We start from the raw sequence: 14,224 nt of genomic DNA on the forward strand, positions 1-14,224 counted from the left end.
GCGTCACGCCTTCTTGTTCAGCTCCGCGGTGACGGTGTCCAGCAGATCGTCCAGCTCGAAGGGCTTGGCGAGGAAGCGGCTGCCCTGCAGCTCCGCCTTCGTCACCCGCCCGGCGCTCATCACCACCACGGGGATGGTGCGCAGGGAGGGGTCCTCCTTGAGCCGGCGCAGCATCTCCTGGCCGTCCATCACCGGCATCATCAAGTCCAACAGGATGAGGTCCGGCCGGTCGCGGCCCACCTGCTGCAGCCCCTCGGCGCCATTGGCGGCGGTGGAGACCTCGTAGCCTTCCACGGACAGGATGTCGGTGAGGGCCTCGAGGATGGCCACTTCGTCGTCCACGATGAGCAGCTTGCTCATGGGCGGCCTCCGCGCTTGAGGGGCCGCCGGGGCGCGGCCCTGCTCCGGGTGGAGGGGCGCTTGGCGGCCCGCGGCCGGTGCCGGCCCTGGAGGATGTTCTCGGCGCTCTCGGAGCTGTCCGCCACGTCGATACCCCGCGAGGAGAGGGAGAACTCACGCGACGTGGACTCGTAGGGGCTCTCGCTCATCTTGAAGATGGAGAGCATCCGGTACAGCCGCGAGCGCAGCTCCACATAGCGGAGGAAGACGATGTTGTCGATGAGTGCTTCCAATCCCTGAAAGGGCCCTTCCTCGCGCGGCCCGAAGAGCATGGGCGTGCGCTGGAGCATCAGCGGGGTGACGCCGCGCGCGCGCAGCGCGTTGAGCAGCGAGGTGACGAAGCCGAGCGTGCGCCGCGGGTCCATCGTATGCAGGAGCAGCTCCAGGCCATCCAGCACGAGCCGGCGCGCCTGGTGGTGCTCCACGAGCGCGAGCAGCTCGTGCGCCCGGGCATCCGGCAGACACTCCACCGGGGTGCGCGTCTCCACCACCAGCCCGCCCGCCGCCAGCGCCGGGGCCAGCTTCAGGCCCACCCCCTGGGCCTTGGCGAGCAGCCGGTCGCGCGTCTCCCCGAAGCCGAAATACAGGCTCTTCTCTCCTCGCCGCACCCCCTCCGCCAGGAAGTGCAGCCCCAGGAGCGTCCTGCCACTGCCGGACGCCCCGGACAGCAGCGTGGTGGAGTACTCCGGCACGCCGCCCAGGAGCATCTTGTCCAGGCTCGGCACCCCGAAGCCCAGCCGCCGCGCGGGGGCCGCTGGCTCCTCGCGCGGGGGCGGCACGAACGCCTCCAGGCGCGGGTACACCACGAGCCCCTCGTCGTTGATCTCGAAGACGTGCCGGCCGGTGATCTGGGGCTCGCCGCGCAGCTTCGTCACCTCCAGCGTGCGCACGGAGCGCAGGCCCTCCAGGTGCATCTCCAGCACGAGCACCCCATCCACCATGGCGAATTGCGGGTCCGCCGCGTTCTCCTGGCGGTTGGTGAGCACCAGCGTGGTGCAGCCGGCCATCGCGTTGTGCACCCCCAGGGCATGGAGGAACTCGCGGAAGACGAGCACCGAGCCGGCGCTCTCCTGTGCCGCCAGCAGTCCATCCACCACCAGCACCGTCGCCTGGTGCTCGCGCACCGCGCGGTAGAGCAGCCGCGACAGCCCCTCGAGCCCCTCGGTCTTGAGCGTGGCGTAGGCGCTCACGTAGTGCAGCGACTGGCCAATCACCTCGCGTCGGAAGAAGCGCATGCCGCGCAGGTGCGTCATCATCCGCTCGTGGGACTCGGAGAGCATGGTGATGAACACGGCGCGCCCGCCGCCGGCCACGTGCGAGAAACACAGCTGGTTGCCCAGCACGGTCTTCCCCGTCCCCGGGGCTCCCGAGACCATGTAGGTTCCCCCGTGGACCCAGCCGCCGTTGAGCAGCGCGTCCAGTCCGGACGAACCGGTCACTACCCGGCGCACGGGCTCCTCGGTTGGCTCGATGTCACTCACGCTGCGTGCTCCTCTCGCCCGCCCCACACTACTGGGTCAAGATGTACTCAGACGTGCTTTCCACCACGAATGTCCGAAGGTGCCCGAACCCCCCCGGGTTCGTGGAGTTCTGGACACTCCTGGGGGGTTGCGGGCTAATGCCGCGCGGCGCCGGGGGCTCCCGGCCCGTCGCACCCAAAGCCGAGAGGACTCACGCCGTGGGGATTGTCCGCATCCTGGGAATCATGCTCCTTGTCGCTGGCACCGTGTTCCTGGTGACCGCTTGGCGCGCCACCGACTCCCTGGTGGAGCGCGCCGCGCAGAAGCTCACCGGGCGCTACACCGATGAAACCCAGCGCGACCTGGCCATCGGTGGCGCGGGGGTGGTGGGCGGCGTGTTGCTCCTCGCGCTGGGAGGAGGCAAGCGCCGCCGCTAGCCCGTGCTCAGCGCGAGAGCACCTGCTGGATGGCCCGGCGCAGGTTGGGCTGGGGGCCGATGTTCTTGGAGGAGGGCGCCTGGGGCGTGCCGGTGGCGCGCAGCAGCGCGCGCATCTCGCGGGGAGGCACGGGGCCCTTGCCCGCGGCGAACGCGGCGCCCTGGATGGCGGCCACCGCTCCGGCCACGATGGGGGCCGCGCTCGAGGTGCCATTGAAGGAGTCCGTGTAGCCCCGGTTCTCGCCCAGGGCGCTCAGGTCGCCGAAGCCCAGGGTGACGACCTTCTCGCCCCAGCTGTGCACGTCCACGCGCGAGCCGTGGTTGGTCCAGCACATGGGGACGCGGCTGGTGGCGGAGCTGGCGCCCACGAGGATGGCGCCCGAGTCGCGCACCGCCCGGTTGAAGGCGCCATGGTAGGCGGGATCATCCAGGTCCGCGCCGCCATTGCCGGCCGCCTCCACCACGTGGACGCCGTGGGCGGTGGCCTGCGCGATGGCGTCGAAGTTGGCCCGCCAGTACTCCAGGGGCACGTAGTTGCACTGGCTGAGGTTGCAGGCGCAGCCCTTCAGGGTCTTGGGGCCCGGGGCTTGCAGCTCCACCAGCACCACGCCGCCCCGGCCCGCGGCGCGCGCCGCGTGCTGGATGGCGCCCGCCATGCTCTGGGTGGCGATGCCCTGGCGTCCCGCCCAGGCCCTGTTCGCGATGCCGGTGATGCCATAGCCGTTGTCCTGGCCCACCATCACTCCCATCACCGCGGTGCCGTGGTCTCGCCACTCCACGCTCTGGAACTGCTCGCCTCCCCGGTAGAAGAAGGCCGGCAGGTCCTCGTGCAGGTTGTTCCAGGCGCCCTCCACGTCGACGAGCCGCACGCCCTGGCCCCGGCCGCCGGGCACCGACCAGGCGTAGCGCGCGTCGATGCCGCCGGGCGCCGCGTCCAGGTAGCCCTGCTTCAGCTCATAGCTCGCGGTGACGTTGCCGCGGGCGTCCCACGCCGACACACTGGCCGTCCACGACACGGGCTCGGCGTAGGCGATCTCTACGCTGTCCAGCGCGTTGAGCTGCATGACCAGCTCGTTCACGTCGGCCGCCTGCATGCCGGGCTCCAGCGGCAGCTCGTAGTACAGGTCCAGGTCCGCCATCTCCTTGCCACTGAGCTCCTCGGCGAGGTGCTTGCGCGTGGCCAGGGTGGACTCGGGCTCGCGGAACAGCCGCTCGGGCCGGCGCCCGCGGGCCACGTTCTGCACCATGCGCTGCAGCTCGGAGACGTCCGTGTTCAGCCGCACGTCGGTGATGTGGTAGCGCTGCATGCGGCCGCGCTCGTCCGCGTCGCGCTCCTCGCTGAGGATCTGCATCACCCCGCCGCGCAGGCGCACCCGCGTCCCCTCGTGGAACTTCACGACCAGGCGCTGGACCGGCGTCTCCTCGTCCAACTCGGGCGTGGTGGGCTTCACCGTGGACAGCCGCGGCTCCAGAACCTTGGCGGCCTCCGCACAGGGCGCTACCAGCAGACTCAGGCCGAGCAGCACCGTGGGCGTTACGTGGAACTTGAGGAAAGAGGCCTTCATCCGTCCTGACTCCGGTGTGAGGTGAGGAGACATGACCGTGACCTCGGAGGCGGGGACGCGGGCCCGAGGGCCCGAACCTCCCCCCGGGGTCACGTGGGCGGCCCGCTTCAATGCTTGTCCTGAATGGGCCTCCCACAACACATGCATTCGCGGTGGAAGGTATTAGCAGATATTTTCACTCTGGGAAATATGTCGGCCAAGTCAAGATTTCCCAAATTCGCGATGTGTTCCTTTTCTCATTGCGTGAAGAGGAACTCATCCAACTCGGACTCCTCGGCCGGGTCGTGCGAGACCGGGTCGGAGCCGTGGATGGAGTGGCCGGGCGGGGGGCCGTCGTCCAGGCACTGCACGACGCGGGGCGGCGCGCCCACGCCATCCCGGTCCGGGTAGAGGACGCGCCAGACGAAGCGGGTGGGGTCGGCGTCGTCGCAATCGTTGCCGGAGGCCGCGGGAGTGTAGGGAGGGGGGAGGGGGAGGGCGGCCGCGCAGACCTGGCCGGTGGAGGGCTGGGTGTGGTCGTCACCATCCGCGTCGCGGAACCTGGGGGTGAAGGTGCGCCAGCGCGAGGCGTCATCGGGCGCGGACTCTACAGTCCAAGGCCCAACGCTACGGCGAGCAATCCACCCAGGATCAGATACAGGGGGATGTTGCAGGCGAGCGTGATGCGGTTGATGCGCCGGAAGCGGGCCTGCTCCTCGTCGGCGAACCAGATGCCCTCCTCGCCCAGGGTGCGTCCCTCCACGGCCTGGAAGAAGAGCGCGGCGTAGATCACCTCGATGACGAGACTCACCGCGACGAGCGCGACGAGGCACACCGCCCAGGTGTCCAGGGGCGAGGGCGGCCCGGGGGGAGACATCAAGTGGGCGCCGAGGCCGCCGAGCACGAGGACGAGGCTCAGCACGTCATGGGCGATGCCATAGGGGGGCCGCCAGTTGTGGCGGACGTAGAGCATGTACAGCTCCACGAGGCCGCGCAGCCACATGAAGGCGCCGAAGCCACCGAGCACGAGCCGCAGCCGCGGGGGCACCCCCGGGTCGAGCGCCGCGAGCGGACAGATGAAGAACCAGAGGAAGATGGCGTAGAGCAGCCACGCCATCTTGGGCGGGGAGATGCGGCCGCCCTTGGCCGCGCGCACGTTCTGCCGGCGCCAGAAGAGGACACCGAGTCCCCCGCATAGGCTCAACAGCAGGAGGATGAGGACACGGGTGACGGGGGCGAGCATGTCGTTCTCGCACGGTAGCCCGAAAGGCAGGCCCGGGCGCGTGTCCTGGACAGGCGCGCGGGGGCGCGGCAGGCTCCGCGCGCGCTCGGAGGCGCTCTTCCCATGACAGCTCAGCCGTCCATGGCACCCGCCGTGCCCATGCCCACGCGTCCTCATTCCGTCCGCTGGGGTTGGGTCTGGCCCACCTGGAGCGATCCGCGCATCCCCTTCGCGGCCATCCTCACCCTCTACGGGGTGCTGGGCTTCTCCTTCTTCGGCTTCAACCGCAGCCCGGCGCAGATGGCGGCCATCGTCGTGAGCGGCAGCGCGCTGGACGCGGGGCTCACCTGGCTGCTGCACCGGCGCAAGGTGGTGCCCCTGAGCGGCTACATCTCCTGTTGCTCGCTGGCGCTGCTGCTCAACTACTCGCACTCGAGCTGGATGCTGCTCCTGCCGGTGTGGCTCACCATCGGCTCGAAGTACGTGCTCACCTTCCAGGGCCGCCACGTCTTCAACCCGTCCATGTTCGGCGTGGCCACCTCGCTGCTCTTCACCCGCGAGCTCATCACCGCCGCGCCCGCCTATCAGTGGGCCAACGGGGAGATCGCCCTGAGCGCCTTCATCATCATGGCGGCGCTCGTGCTCTTCTTCTTCCGCGTGGGCCGCGGGTGGCTCGTGGTGAGCTTCCTCTTCTTCTACGCGCTGCAGACGGCCCTGCGCGCGTACATCCTGCGCCACCACCTGCCCCCCGAGGTGCTCTTCCTGGGCACGCTCGGCGCGCCCCCCTTCTTCATCTTCACCTTCTACATGATCACCGATCCCGGCACGTCCCCCGCGCGGCCCCGGGATCAGATCATCCTCGCCTTCGCCCTCACCTTCGTGGACCTGCTGCTCCACCTCAAGGAGAGCGTCTTCACCTTCTTCTACGCGGCGCTCACCTGCGCCACCGCGCGCTTCCTCTTCCTGCATGGCCGCGCGCTGTGGCGCCAGGGGCCTCGCGCCTACTTCTCGGGCCTGTTCTCCCGCGAGCCGCTCCAGCGCTTCGGCGCGGTGGGTGGACTGGGGCTCGCCCTGGCGGCGGGGTACTTCCTCGTCATCGCGCCCTCCGCGAGCATGCGGCCGTTGCCCTTCCACATGGAGCGCCTGGAGGCCTCGCACACCGGGCTGGGCTCCACCATGGGGGATGTGTTGACGCACGTGGATCCGCGCGTGCTGCATGTGTCCAAGTGGGTGCTGAGCGTGGGCGACGCGGTGGCCACGGGTGACTTCGACGGGGACGGGCGGTTGGATGTGTTCCTGTCCAACGCGCTCAAGTCGGATGGGGATCGCGCGGCGCTCTTCCGCAACGTGGGCGACCTGCGCTTCGAGCGCGTGAAGGTGCCCGCCCTGGAGCGCATCGCCGCGAACTACACCACCGATGGCGCGGCCGCCGGGGGCACCTTCGTGGACTATGACGGTGATGGCGACCAGGACCTGGCCATCGCCGTGGCCTTCGGGCCCTCGCGGCTCCTGCGCAACCTGCTGCGCGAGACGGGCAGCGCCACCTTCGAGGACGTCACCACGCACGCGGGCGTGGGCGACCACTCGGTGAGCCTCGCCGTGACGATGCTCGACTTCGACCGGGATGGGCACCTGGACTTCTTCGTGGCCAACGCGCTCACCACGCACCTGCCGGACTACGGCACGCCCACGCCCTTCAACTTCTTCCACCTGCCCGCGCCCGAGTACCCCGGAGACCGGCGCATGCTCCGCTTCATGCACAACGGCTGGCATGACGCCGACAACGGTGGGCTCAACGCGCTCTATCGCGGCCGGGGCGACGGCACCTTCGAGAAGCTGGACTCCGCGGCGATGGGACTCAAGGAGACGCGCTGGTCGCTCGCTGTCAGCACCGTGGACCTGAACCAGGATGGCTGGACGGATCTCTATATCGCCAATGACTTCGGTCCGGACGAGATCTACCTCAACGAGCAGGGCAAGCACTTCCGCCGCATCCGGGGCTCGCTGTTCGGAGACATTGGCAAGGATACCTACAAGGGTATGAACGCCTCCGTGGCGGACTTCGACCGCAATGGCTGGCTGGATGTCTATGTTTCCAACGTGCACCACTCCCTTCAGGCCGAGGGCAGTCTGCTGTGGATGGTGTCCCCGGGACAGGAGCCGTTCGTTCCCACGTTCAAGGACGAGGCCACCTTCCGGGGCGCGCTCAACGAGCGGCGCTTCGGCTGGGGCGCGGCGGCGGGGGATCTCGACAACGATGGCTGGCCCGACATCGTGCAGGCCAATGGCCACCTCGATGATCGGTTGGATCACCTCATCGACTCGGGCCGCAAGGATTACTGGTACATCAATCACAAGCTGATGCAGTCCGGTCCCGAGGTGCACACGTACGCGGACAAGTGGGGAGACATCCGCGGGCGAACCGTCTACCCGAACGAGGCGCGGCGGGCGTACCTCAACCTCGGGGACGACATGCCCGGCCACTTCGTGGACGTGGCGAAGGAGCTGGGCCTGGAGGATCCAGACAACTCGCGCGGCGTGTTGCTCGCGGACCTGGACAACGATGGCGATCTGGACGCCGTCATCACCAATCAGCACGGGCCCGTGTCCGTCTATCGCAACTCCCTGCGGGAGGGCGCGGGCCGGGACCAGGCGCACTTCGTGGGGCTGTCCCTGGTGGGCGAGGGGCGGCACACCTCCCGGAGCGCCGTGGGCACGCGGGTCGTCGTGTCCTATGACGAGGGCGGCCGGCACGTGGAGCAGGTTCAGGAGGTGGGGTTGATGGGCGGCCTGGGCGCCTCGGCGGATCCCCGGCTGCATTTCGGCGTGGGGACCCATACGGGCCCCGTGACGGCGACCCTCCATTGGTACGGAGGTCAGACGCAGTCCGTGCAACTCGACGTGGATCGCTACCACGTCATCCATCAGCCCGCCGTCACCGCGGACGCGCGGGACAGCCATTGAGAGGAAAGAGATGCTGTCCGCCTTGAAGGGGGCCACCGTGCCCCGGGAAGCACTCACCGAAGCACAACGCGCGCAGATGCTCGCGTTGATGCAGACGTGTTACGCGGGCGTCAACGCCGAGCGCTTCACGCGCGACCTGGACGACAAGCAATACGTCATCCTCCTGAGCGCGCGGCACACGGGCGAGCTGGTGGGCTTCAGCACCGTGCGCATCGCCGAGGAGGAGATGGAGGGCCGGACGGCGGAGATCATCTTCTCCGGAGACACCGTCATCCACCCGGACTACTGGGGGCAGAAGGAGTTGCAGATGCGCTTCACGCGGCTGCTGCTCCACCGCAAGCTGCGCCGTCCCTGGCGGCCCTTGATGTGGCTGTTGTTGAGCGCGGGTTACAAGACCTACCTGCTGGCGGTGAACCACCTGCCGCGCACCCTGCCGCGCCACGACTGGGAACCTTCCGCCGAGCGGCTGGCGTCCCTGAACGCACTGGCCACGCGCTGGTTCGGTGAGCAGTTCGACCCGGTCCGGGGGACGGTGCGCTTCTCGGATGCGCACTACCGGGTTCGCGAGGGGGTGTCTCCCATCGACCGGGAGGCGGCGGCCCATCCGGACATCGCCTTCTTCGCGCGGCGCAATCCGGGCCACGTCGAGGGCGAGGAGTTGGTGTGCCTCGCCGAGCTGCGGTCGAGGGACCTGGTGGGAGCGCTGGTGGATGCCCTGCGCAAGCAGTGGCGGTTGTGGACGGGCCGGGGCTCGAAGCGGGGCGTGAGGGCACGGGCATGATGTTGTCGGGCCTCCGGGTGGCGCTGGCTCCATCGGCGCTCCGGTTCCACCAGGCACTCTCGCGTCCCGAGCGGGCCCAGGCGGAGTGTCTGTCCCGCGTCCTGCGCGCCGTCGAGGGCACCACGCAGACCGCGCGGCTCCCGGGCTTCCCACGCGTGCGCACCGCTCGCGAGTTCCAGGACGCCGTGCCCCTGTCCACGCCGGACTCGGTGCTCGCGGACATCGAGGCGATCAAGGCCGGAGCGCCGCGGGTCCTCACCCGTGCGCCGGTGTCTCGCTTCGAGCCCTCGGGAGGCTCATCGGGAGCGTCCAAGTACATCCCCGTCACCCAGGGGTTGCTCGACGAGTTCCACCACGCGCTCGCGCCGATGTTGTTCGAGCTGCTGACCGCGCGTCCCGCGCTGCGCGCCGGTCCGAGCTACTGGTCCATCTCGCCCATCGGCCGCAAACAGGGTCGCACGCCGGGAGGCATTCCCGTGGGCAGCGTGGAGGACTCCGCGTACTTCCCCCGCTTCCTGCAACCGCTGCTCACGCGCGTGTTCGCCGTGCCGGGCGCCGTGGCCCACCTGCCCGATGTGGACTCCTGCCGGTACGTGACGCTGTGGTTCCTCGTGGCCCGAGAGGATCTGGCCCTGGTGAGCGTCTGGAACCCGAGCTTCCTCACGCTGCTCATGGACGCGCTGGAGCGGCACGGAGAGCGGCTGGCGGATGACCTGGAGCGCGGGATGTGCAGGCCTCCGGGAGGGCGCGGGGGAGACGTGGAGATGGTGCTCGCGCGGATGCGCTTCTCGCCCCAGCCCCGGCGGGCCCGGGTGCTTCGGGAAGCCTTGCGCTCGGGATTGAGAGGCCCCGAACTCTGGCCGCGACTGTCATTGCTGAGCATGTGGACCGACGCCCAGGCCGCGCATGCCGTGGAGCCGGTGCGCGCGCGCTTTCCGGGGGTGGAGATCCAGGGAAAGGGATTGCTCGCCACCGAGGGCGTCGTCACGCTGCCCCTCTTCGCGGCCCCCGCGCCCGTGCTCGCCGTGCGCAGCCACTTCTTCGAGTTCCTCGAGCCCGAGCACCCCGAGGCCCGGCCGCGGCTCGCCCATGAGCTGGAGCAGGGACGCACCTATTCCGTGTTGCTCTCCACGTCCGGAGGGCTGTTGCGCTACCACCTGGGAGACCTGGTCCGGGTCGAGGGCTTTCATCACGCCACCCCGTGTCTGCGTTTTCTCGGCCGCGCCGACGCGGTGAGCGATCTGGTGGGTGAGAAGCTCTCCGCCCACCGTGTCTCCACCGTGCTCGCCGCCACACTGTCCCGGGTGCTCGGCCAGCATCCGTCCTTCGCCATGATGGCGCCCGAGTGGGAGGCTCCGGCGCCTCCGGCGTACCGGCTTTTCGTCGACACCGACGTGCCCGAGGCGCATCTGGAGGCGAGTGCCCGGGCGATCGAGGACGCCCTGTGCGAGGGCTATCACTACCGCTATGCCCGCGAGCTGGGACAGCTCGGGCCGGTGCGCGTCCTGCGCGTCACCGATGGGGCGCGCCACTATGAGGCCCGCTGCATCGAGCTGGGCCAGCGCGCCGGGGACATCAAGCCCACCGACTTTCATCGCCGGTCCGGCTGGACCGCGTGGTTCTCGCAACGAGGAACGCCTTCATGAGGAATCCCACCGATGCTTCGCCGCTCGCGCTCGTCACCACGCCCGCCGTGGACCTCGAGGCCGAGGCGGACCTGTCCCGCTGTGGCGCGCTCAAGGACTACTGGTACGTGGCGTGTCTGTCCTCGGAGCTGACCTCGCGCGAGCCGCTGGCGCGCACCTTCTTCGGCACGCGGGTGGTGCTCTTCCGTGACGAGCGGGGCCAGCCCGTGGCTCTGCTCGACCGGTGTCTGCACCGCAACGCGCGCCTGTCCGCGGGGGCTGTCTTCGGGGGACGGCTGGGCTGCCCGTACCATGGCTGGGTGTATGACGGCTCGGGGGCGGTGGTGGAGGTTCCGTCGCTCGGACCGTCGCAGTGTGGCGAGGCGCTGGACGCGCAGGGGCATGCGCGCGCGGGCCTCCAGGTGCGCCCGTGCGACCTGGGCCGGGTGCGGCGCTTCGATACGCTGGAGCAGGACGGGCTCGTGTTCGTCTTCATGGGAGGCGATTCACGGCGTGCGCGCCGTCCCGCCTTCCGGGTGCCGTTCTGGGGCGAGCCCGAGTGGAATGTCTATTTCATGGTGACGCGCTTTCCCAACGGGGTGACGAACCTCGTGGAGAACTTCATGGACGTGCCGCACACGGTCTTCGTCCACGAGGGGTGGTTTCGCCGCAAGGCGCGCAAGCGCGTGCCCGCCACGGTGAAGCGCGCGGAGGGCAGCGTGCTCGTCACCTACAAGCAGGAGCAGGACACGGTCACGGGGCTCGGGCGCCTGTTCAATCCGGGGGGCCTGCCCATGGTGCACACCGACCACTTCTTCGCGCCCAACGTCACGCGGGTGGATTACATGTGGGGAGAGCGCAGCGGGTTCGCCATCAACTCGCAAATCACTCCCATCAGTCCCACCGACAGCCTGGTGTACACGGCCATCAGCTACCGGCTGCCGTATGACCTGCCGCGTGCGCTCGTGGGGCAGGCGCTCAAGCCGCTGGTTCGCTGGTACACCACGCAGGTCATCCGCCAGGACGTGGAGGTGATGAAGGTGCAGCGAGAGGGATTGCTCAACGGGCCCGGGGGCGGCGTCTTCTCCGGCACCGAGGCGGATCTGCTCCACGCGGACATCGAGGCGTATCGCCGCTGGCTGCTCGAGGGCGGGGAGGGCGCGGGCCCCGTGGACGAGGAGCGGGACATCGCCTTCTGGATTTGAGGTCCAGGTCTTGGCCTTCGAGGCATGACCTTCTAATGTTAATCACATCTGCTCCGGGGGAGTCCATGTCCACCATCAACGAGCGTCTGCATCAGATGGCGCAGGTCGCGTCCACGGCCACCCAGCTCGCCAGGGACCTTGAGGGGGGAGATGTCGTCGGCAATGCCATCTCGGGTGTGCTCTCGATGCTGGGGGGCGGCCATCCGCTGTCCGACGTGCGCTACTCGTTCAGCTCCTCGGTCGAGTCGGGGGCTGCCTGGCACGTGCGGCGGGTCCACACACGGGAGGCTCTGTCCGAGCTCTACGCGGCCACCATCGAGCTGGTGTTCGAGGAGCCCGCGGTGGATGTCGACACGCTGCTCGGCTCCTCGTGCACGCTGCGCCTGGAGCGTGTCACGCTCTCGCGCCAGATTCAGGGCATCGCACGCCACGTGGAGGACCTGGGCACCCTGGCCGACAAGCGCATGGTGCGCGTCTACATCGTCCCGGCCCTGTGGGAGCTCTCCCAGCGCATCGACTCGTACATCTTCCAGGAGATGACGGTGCCAGAGGTGCTCCAGGATGTGCTCACCGAGGGGCTCACCCCGTTCAAGCGTCAGGTGCGCCTGTCGCTCCAGCGCGTGTACCCCAAGCGCGAGTACTGCGTGCAGTACGCCGAGTCGGACCTGGATTTCGTGCTGCGGCTGATGAAGGAGGAGGGCATCGCCTTCTACTTCGAGCATGTGGGAGAGGCCGAGGAGCTCGTCCTGGTGGATGCCAACGCGCCCTTCCAGCCGTGCCAGACGATGGACGGTGGCCCCGTGTGGATCGCGAATCAGGCGGGCGGCCTCGCGCGGATGGAGACGCTCCGAGGGCTGGAGTGGTCCACCTCGCTGCGCCCGACGGGCGTGGTGGTGCGCGACTTCGACTGGACGCGGCCGAAGTTGGACCTGACGAAGGACGCGCGGGCGAAGGAGGAGAGCGGGCGCGAGGCGTACCTCTACCCGGCGGAACTCAGCCTGTCGGGCTACGACACGGGCAACGTCCGCTACACCCAGGACGACGCGGCTGTCCGGGCCCGTCTGCTGCGCGAGGGGCAGCAGCAGGGCCAGAAGAAGGGCCGAGGCCGCGGCAATGTGACGGGTTTCTGTCCGGGACTCACCTTCGAGCTGCGGGGTCACGCACGCGCCGAACTGGACCAGACCTATCTGCTCACCCGCGTCGAACACCTGGGTGAGGCGCCCGAGGAGCAGCCCCTGTTCTCCCTGGAGGGCTCGGGTGGAGAGGCGAAGCCGGAGCGGTACGAGAACCGCTTCGAGTGCATTCCCCTGTCCGTGCCCTTCCGGCCGGAGTATGCGCTGGTGCGCAGCCGCGTCCCCGGTCTGCAGACGGCCCTGGTGGTGGGCCCCCCGGGAGAGGAAATCCACACCGACCCGCATGGCCGCATCAAGGTGAAGTTCCACTGGGACCGGGTGGGCCAGGCGGACGAGAAGGCCTCGTGCTGGGTGCGCGTGGCTCAGTCCTGGGCGGGAGCCGGCTTCGGCATGTTCTCCATTCCCCGTGTGGGCATGGAGGTCGTCATCGACTTCCTGGAAGGCAACCCGGACCGCCCCCTGGTCATCGGCTGCGTCTACAACGGCGCCAACCCGCCCCCCACGAATCTGCCCGAGGAGCGCACCCGCAGCACGCTGCGCACCCAGAGCTCGCCGGGGGGCAGCGGCTACAACGAGCTGCGCTTCGAGGACGCCAAGGGCCAGGAGCAGGTGTTCCTCCACGCCCAGAAGGACCAGCTGCGGGTGGTGGAGCACGACGACACCACGCAGGTGAAGAATGACCAGGCCACCACGGTGGACAACAACCAGACCAACACCGTGAAGGTCAATCAGACCGAGAGCGTGGGCGGAGACCAGTCCCTGACCGTCTCGGGCAGCCGCACCAAGACGGTGAAGAAGGACGAGACGGTGACGGTGGAGCAGAGTCGCACCGAGACGGTGAACGTCAACGAGACCGTCACCATTCACGGCGAGCGCAGCCTCACGGTGGATGGCAAGGAGACGTACTCGGTGGGCGGCACGCGCGCCAAGACGGTGACGGGCAAGGAGACCGTCACGCTGGAGGCCGGCCGGCAGACCACCGTCACCACCAACGACGTGCTCTCCGTGAGCGCCGAGCGGCTGGTCACCGCTGACGTGAAGCACCAGACTACTCAGGGCCCCACCACCTTCACCTTCGAGGGCGGACACGTGGAGCTGAACGCGGGCAGCTACATCAAGCTCGTCCACGGCGTGGGCGTGGTGACCATCGAGGACAGTGGGAAGATCTCGGTGGATTCGGGCACCGAGATCAAGCTGAGCTGCGGCGGCTGCTCCATCAAGCTCACGCCCACGAAGATCGAGATCCTCGGCGCGGTGGAGGTCTGCCTCGCGGGGGGCGCCGGCACGGTGAAGCTGGATATGGCTGGGGCGGCGGTGTCCGGTCCGAAGGTGAGTTCGTCCGCGGCGGCGCTGAACGAGGTCACTGGCGCCATCGTGAAGATCAACTGAGCACGGCCCCCCTACGCTCGTAGGGTTCACGAACGAGAACCATGGATTCGATCACACAACCGCTGA

Annotated in this window: 11 protein-coding genes; 6 read left to right on the plus strand and 5 right to left on the minus strand. The window is 69.0% G+C overall.

The window, feature by feature from the left end; genetic code table 11:
• Window positions 1-3 precede the first annotated feature (3 nt).
• Together CYFUS_RS02290 and CYFUS_RS02295 are read right to left on the minus strand one after the other, a co-directional pair.
• Window positions 4-360 carry a response regulator gene (locus CYFUS_RS02290; RefSeq protein WP_095983725.1) on the minus strand — a complete coding sequence of 119 codons (357 nt, stop codon included), beginning with the start codon at window positions 358-360 and terminating at the stop codon, window positions 4-6.
• The gene (locus CYFUS_RS02295; RefSeq protein WP_095983726.1) at window positions 357-1,880 is read right to left on the minus strand and encodes an ATPase domain-containing protein; all 1,524 of its coding nucleotides are present in this window, start codon (window positions 1,878-1,880) and stop codon (window positions 357-359) included. Before CYFUS_RS02295 ends, CYFUS_RS02290 begins: the two co-directional genes overlap by 4 nt.
• 197 nt (window positions 1,881-2,077) lie before the next feature.
• Here CYFUS_RS02295 and CYFUS_RS02300 point away from each other — a divergent pair, with 197 nt between their 5' ends.
• Window positions 2,078-2,296, plus strand: a complete 219-nt coding sequence (locus CYFUS_RS02300; RefSeq protein WP_095991751.1) for a DUF3185 family protein — start codon at window positions 2,078-2,080, stop codon at window positions 2,294-2,296.
• Window positions 2,297-2,303: 7 nt separating this feature from the next.
• Here the strand turns inward: CYFUS_RS02300 and CYFUS_RS02305 are convergent, their stop codons facing one another.
• The 3 genes from CYFUS_RS02305 to CYFUS_RS02310 all read right to left on the minus strand — a co-directional run bounded on the left by CYFUS_RS02305 (window position 2,304) and on the right by CYFUS_RS02310 (window position 5,082).
• Window positions 2,304-3,860: a S8 family peptidase gene (locus CYFUS_RS02305; protein ID WP_095983727.1), complete on the minus strand. Its 1,557-nt coding sequence runs from the start codon at window positions 3,858-3,860 to the stop codon at window positions 2,304-2,306.
• 236 nt (window positions 3,861-4,096) lie between these two features.
• The gene (locus CYFUS_RS53760) at window positions 4,097-4,231 is read right to left on the minus strand and encodes a hypothetical protein (protein WP_269770200.1); all 135 of its coding nucleotides are present in this window, start codon (window positions 4,229-4,231) and stop codon (window positions 4,097-4,099) included.
• 215 nt (window positions 4,232-4,446) lie between these two features.
• Window positions 4,447-5,082 (minus strand): hypothetical protein, encoded by a 636-nt coding sequence (locus tag CYFUS_RS02310; protein WP_095983728.1) that lies wholly within the window; start codon window positions 5,080-5,082, stop codon window positions 4,447-4,449.
• A gap of 102 nt (window positions 5,083-5,184) precedes the next feature.
• Here CYFUS_RS02310 and CYFUS_RS02315 point away from each other — a divergent pair, with 102 nt between their 5' ends.
• From CYFUS_RS02315 to CYFUS_RS02335, 5 genes are all read left to right on the plus strand, one after another.
• Entirely contained in the window at window positions 5,185-8,025 is a 2,841-nt protein-coding gene (locus CYFUS_RS02315) for an FG-GAP-like repeat-containing protein (RefSeq protein WP_095983729.1), read from the plus strand.
• A gap of 10 nt (window positions 8,026-8,035) precedes the next feature.
• A complete protein-coding gene (locus tag CYFUS_RS02320) occupies window positions 8,036-8,806 on the plus strand; it encodes a hypothetical protein (RefSeq protein WP_095983730.1) in 771 nt (256 codons plus the stop codon).
• Window positions 8,803-10,452 carry a GH3 auxin-responsive promoter family protein gene (locus tag CYFUS_RS02325; RefSeq protein ID WP_095983731.1) on the plus strand — a complete coding sequence of 550 codons (1,650 nt, stop codon included), beginning with the start codon at window positions 8,803-8,805 and terminating at the stop codon, window positions 10,450-10,452. Before CYFUS_RS02320 ends, CYFUS_RS02325 begins: the two co-directional genes overlap by 4 nt.
• Complete coding sequence (locus tag CYFUS_RS02330) at window positions 10,449-11,636, plus strand: aromatic ring-hydroxylating oxygenase subunit alpha (RefSeq protein ID WP_095983732.1); 1,188 nt, start codon at window positions 10,449-10,451, stop codon at window positions 11,634-11,636. Before CYFUS_RS02325 ends, CYFUS_RS02330 begins: the two co-directional genes overlap by 4 nt.
• Window positions 11,637-11,701: 65 nt before the next feature.
• Window positions 11,702-14,158 (plus strand): type VI secretion system Vgr family protein, encoded by a 2,457-nt coding sequence (locus CYFUS_RS02335; RefSeq protein WP_157758191.1) that lies wholly within the window; start codon window positions 11,702-11,704, stop codon window positions 14,156-14,158.
• The last annotated feature ends 66 nt before the right edge of the window (window positions 14,159-14,224 follow it).

The sequence above is a fragment of the Cystobacter fuscus genome, from assembly GCF_002305875.1.
Lineage (GTDB): Bacteria > Myxococcota > Myxococcia > Myxococcales > Myxococcaceae > Cystobacter > Cystobacter fuscus_A.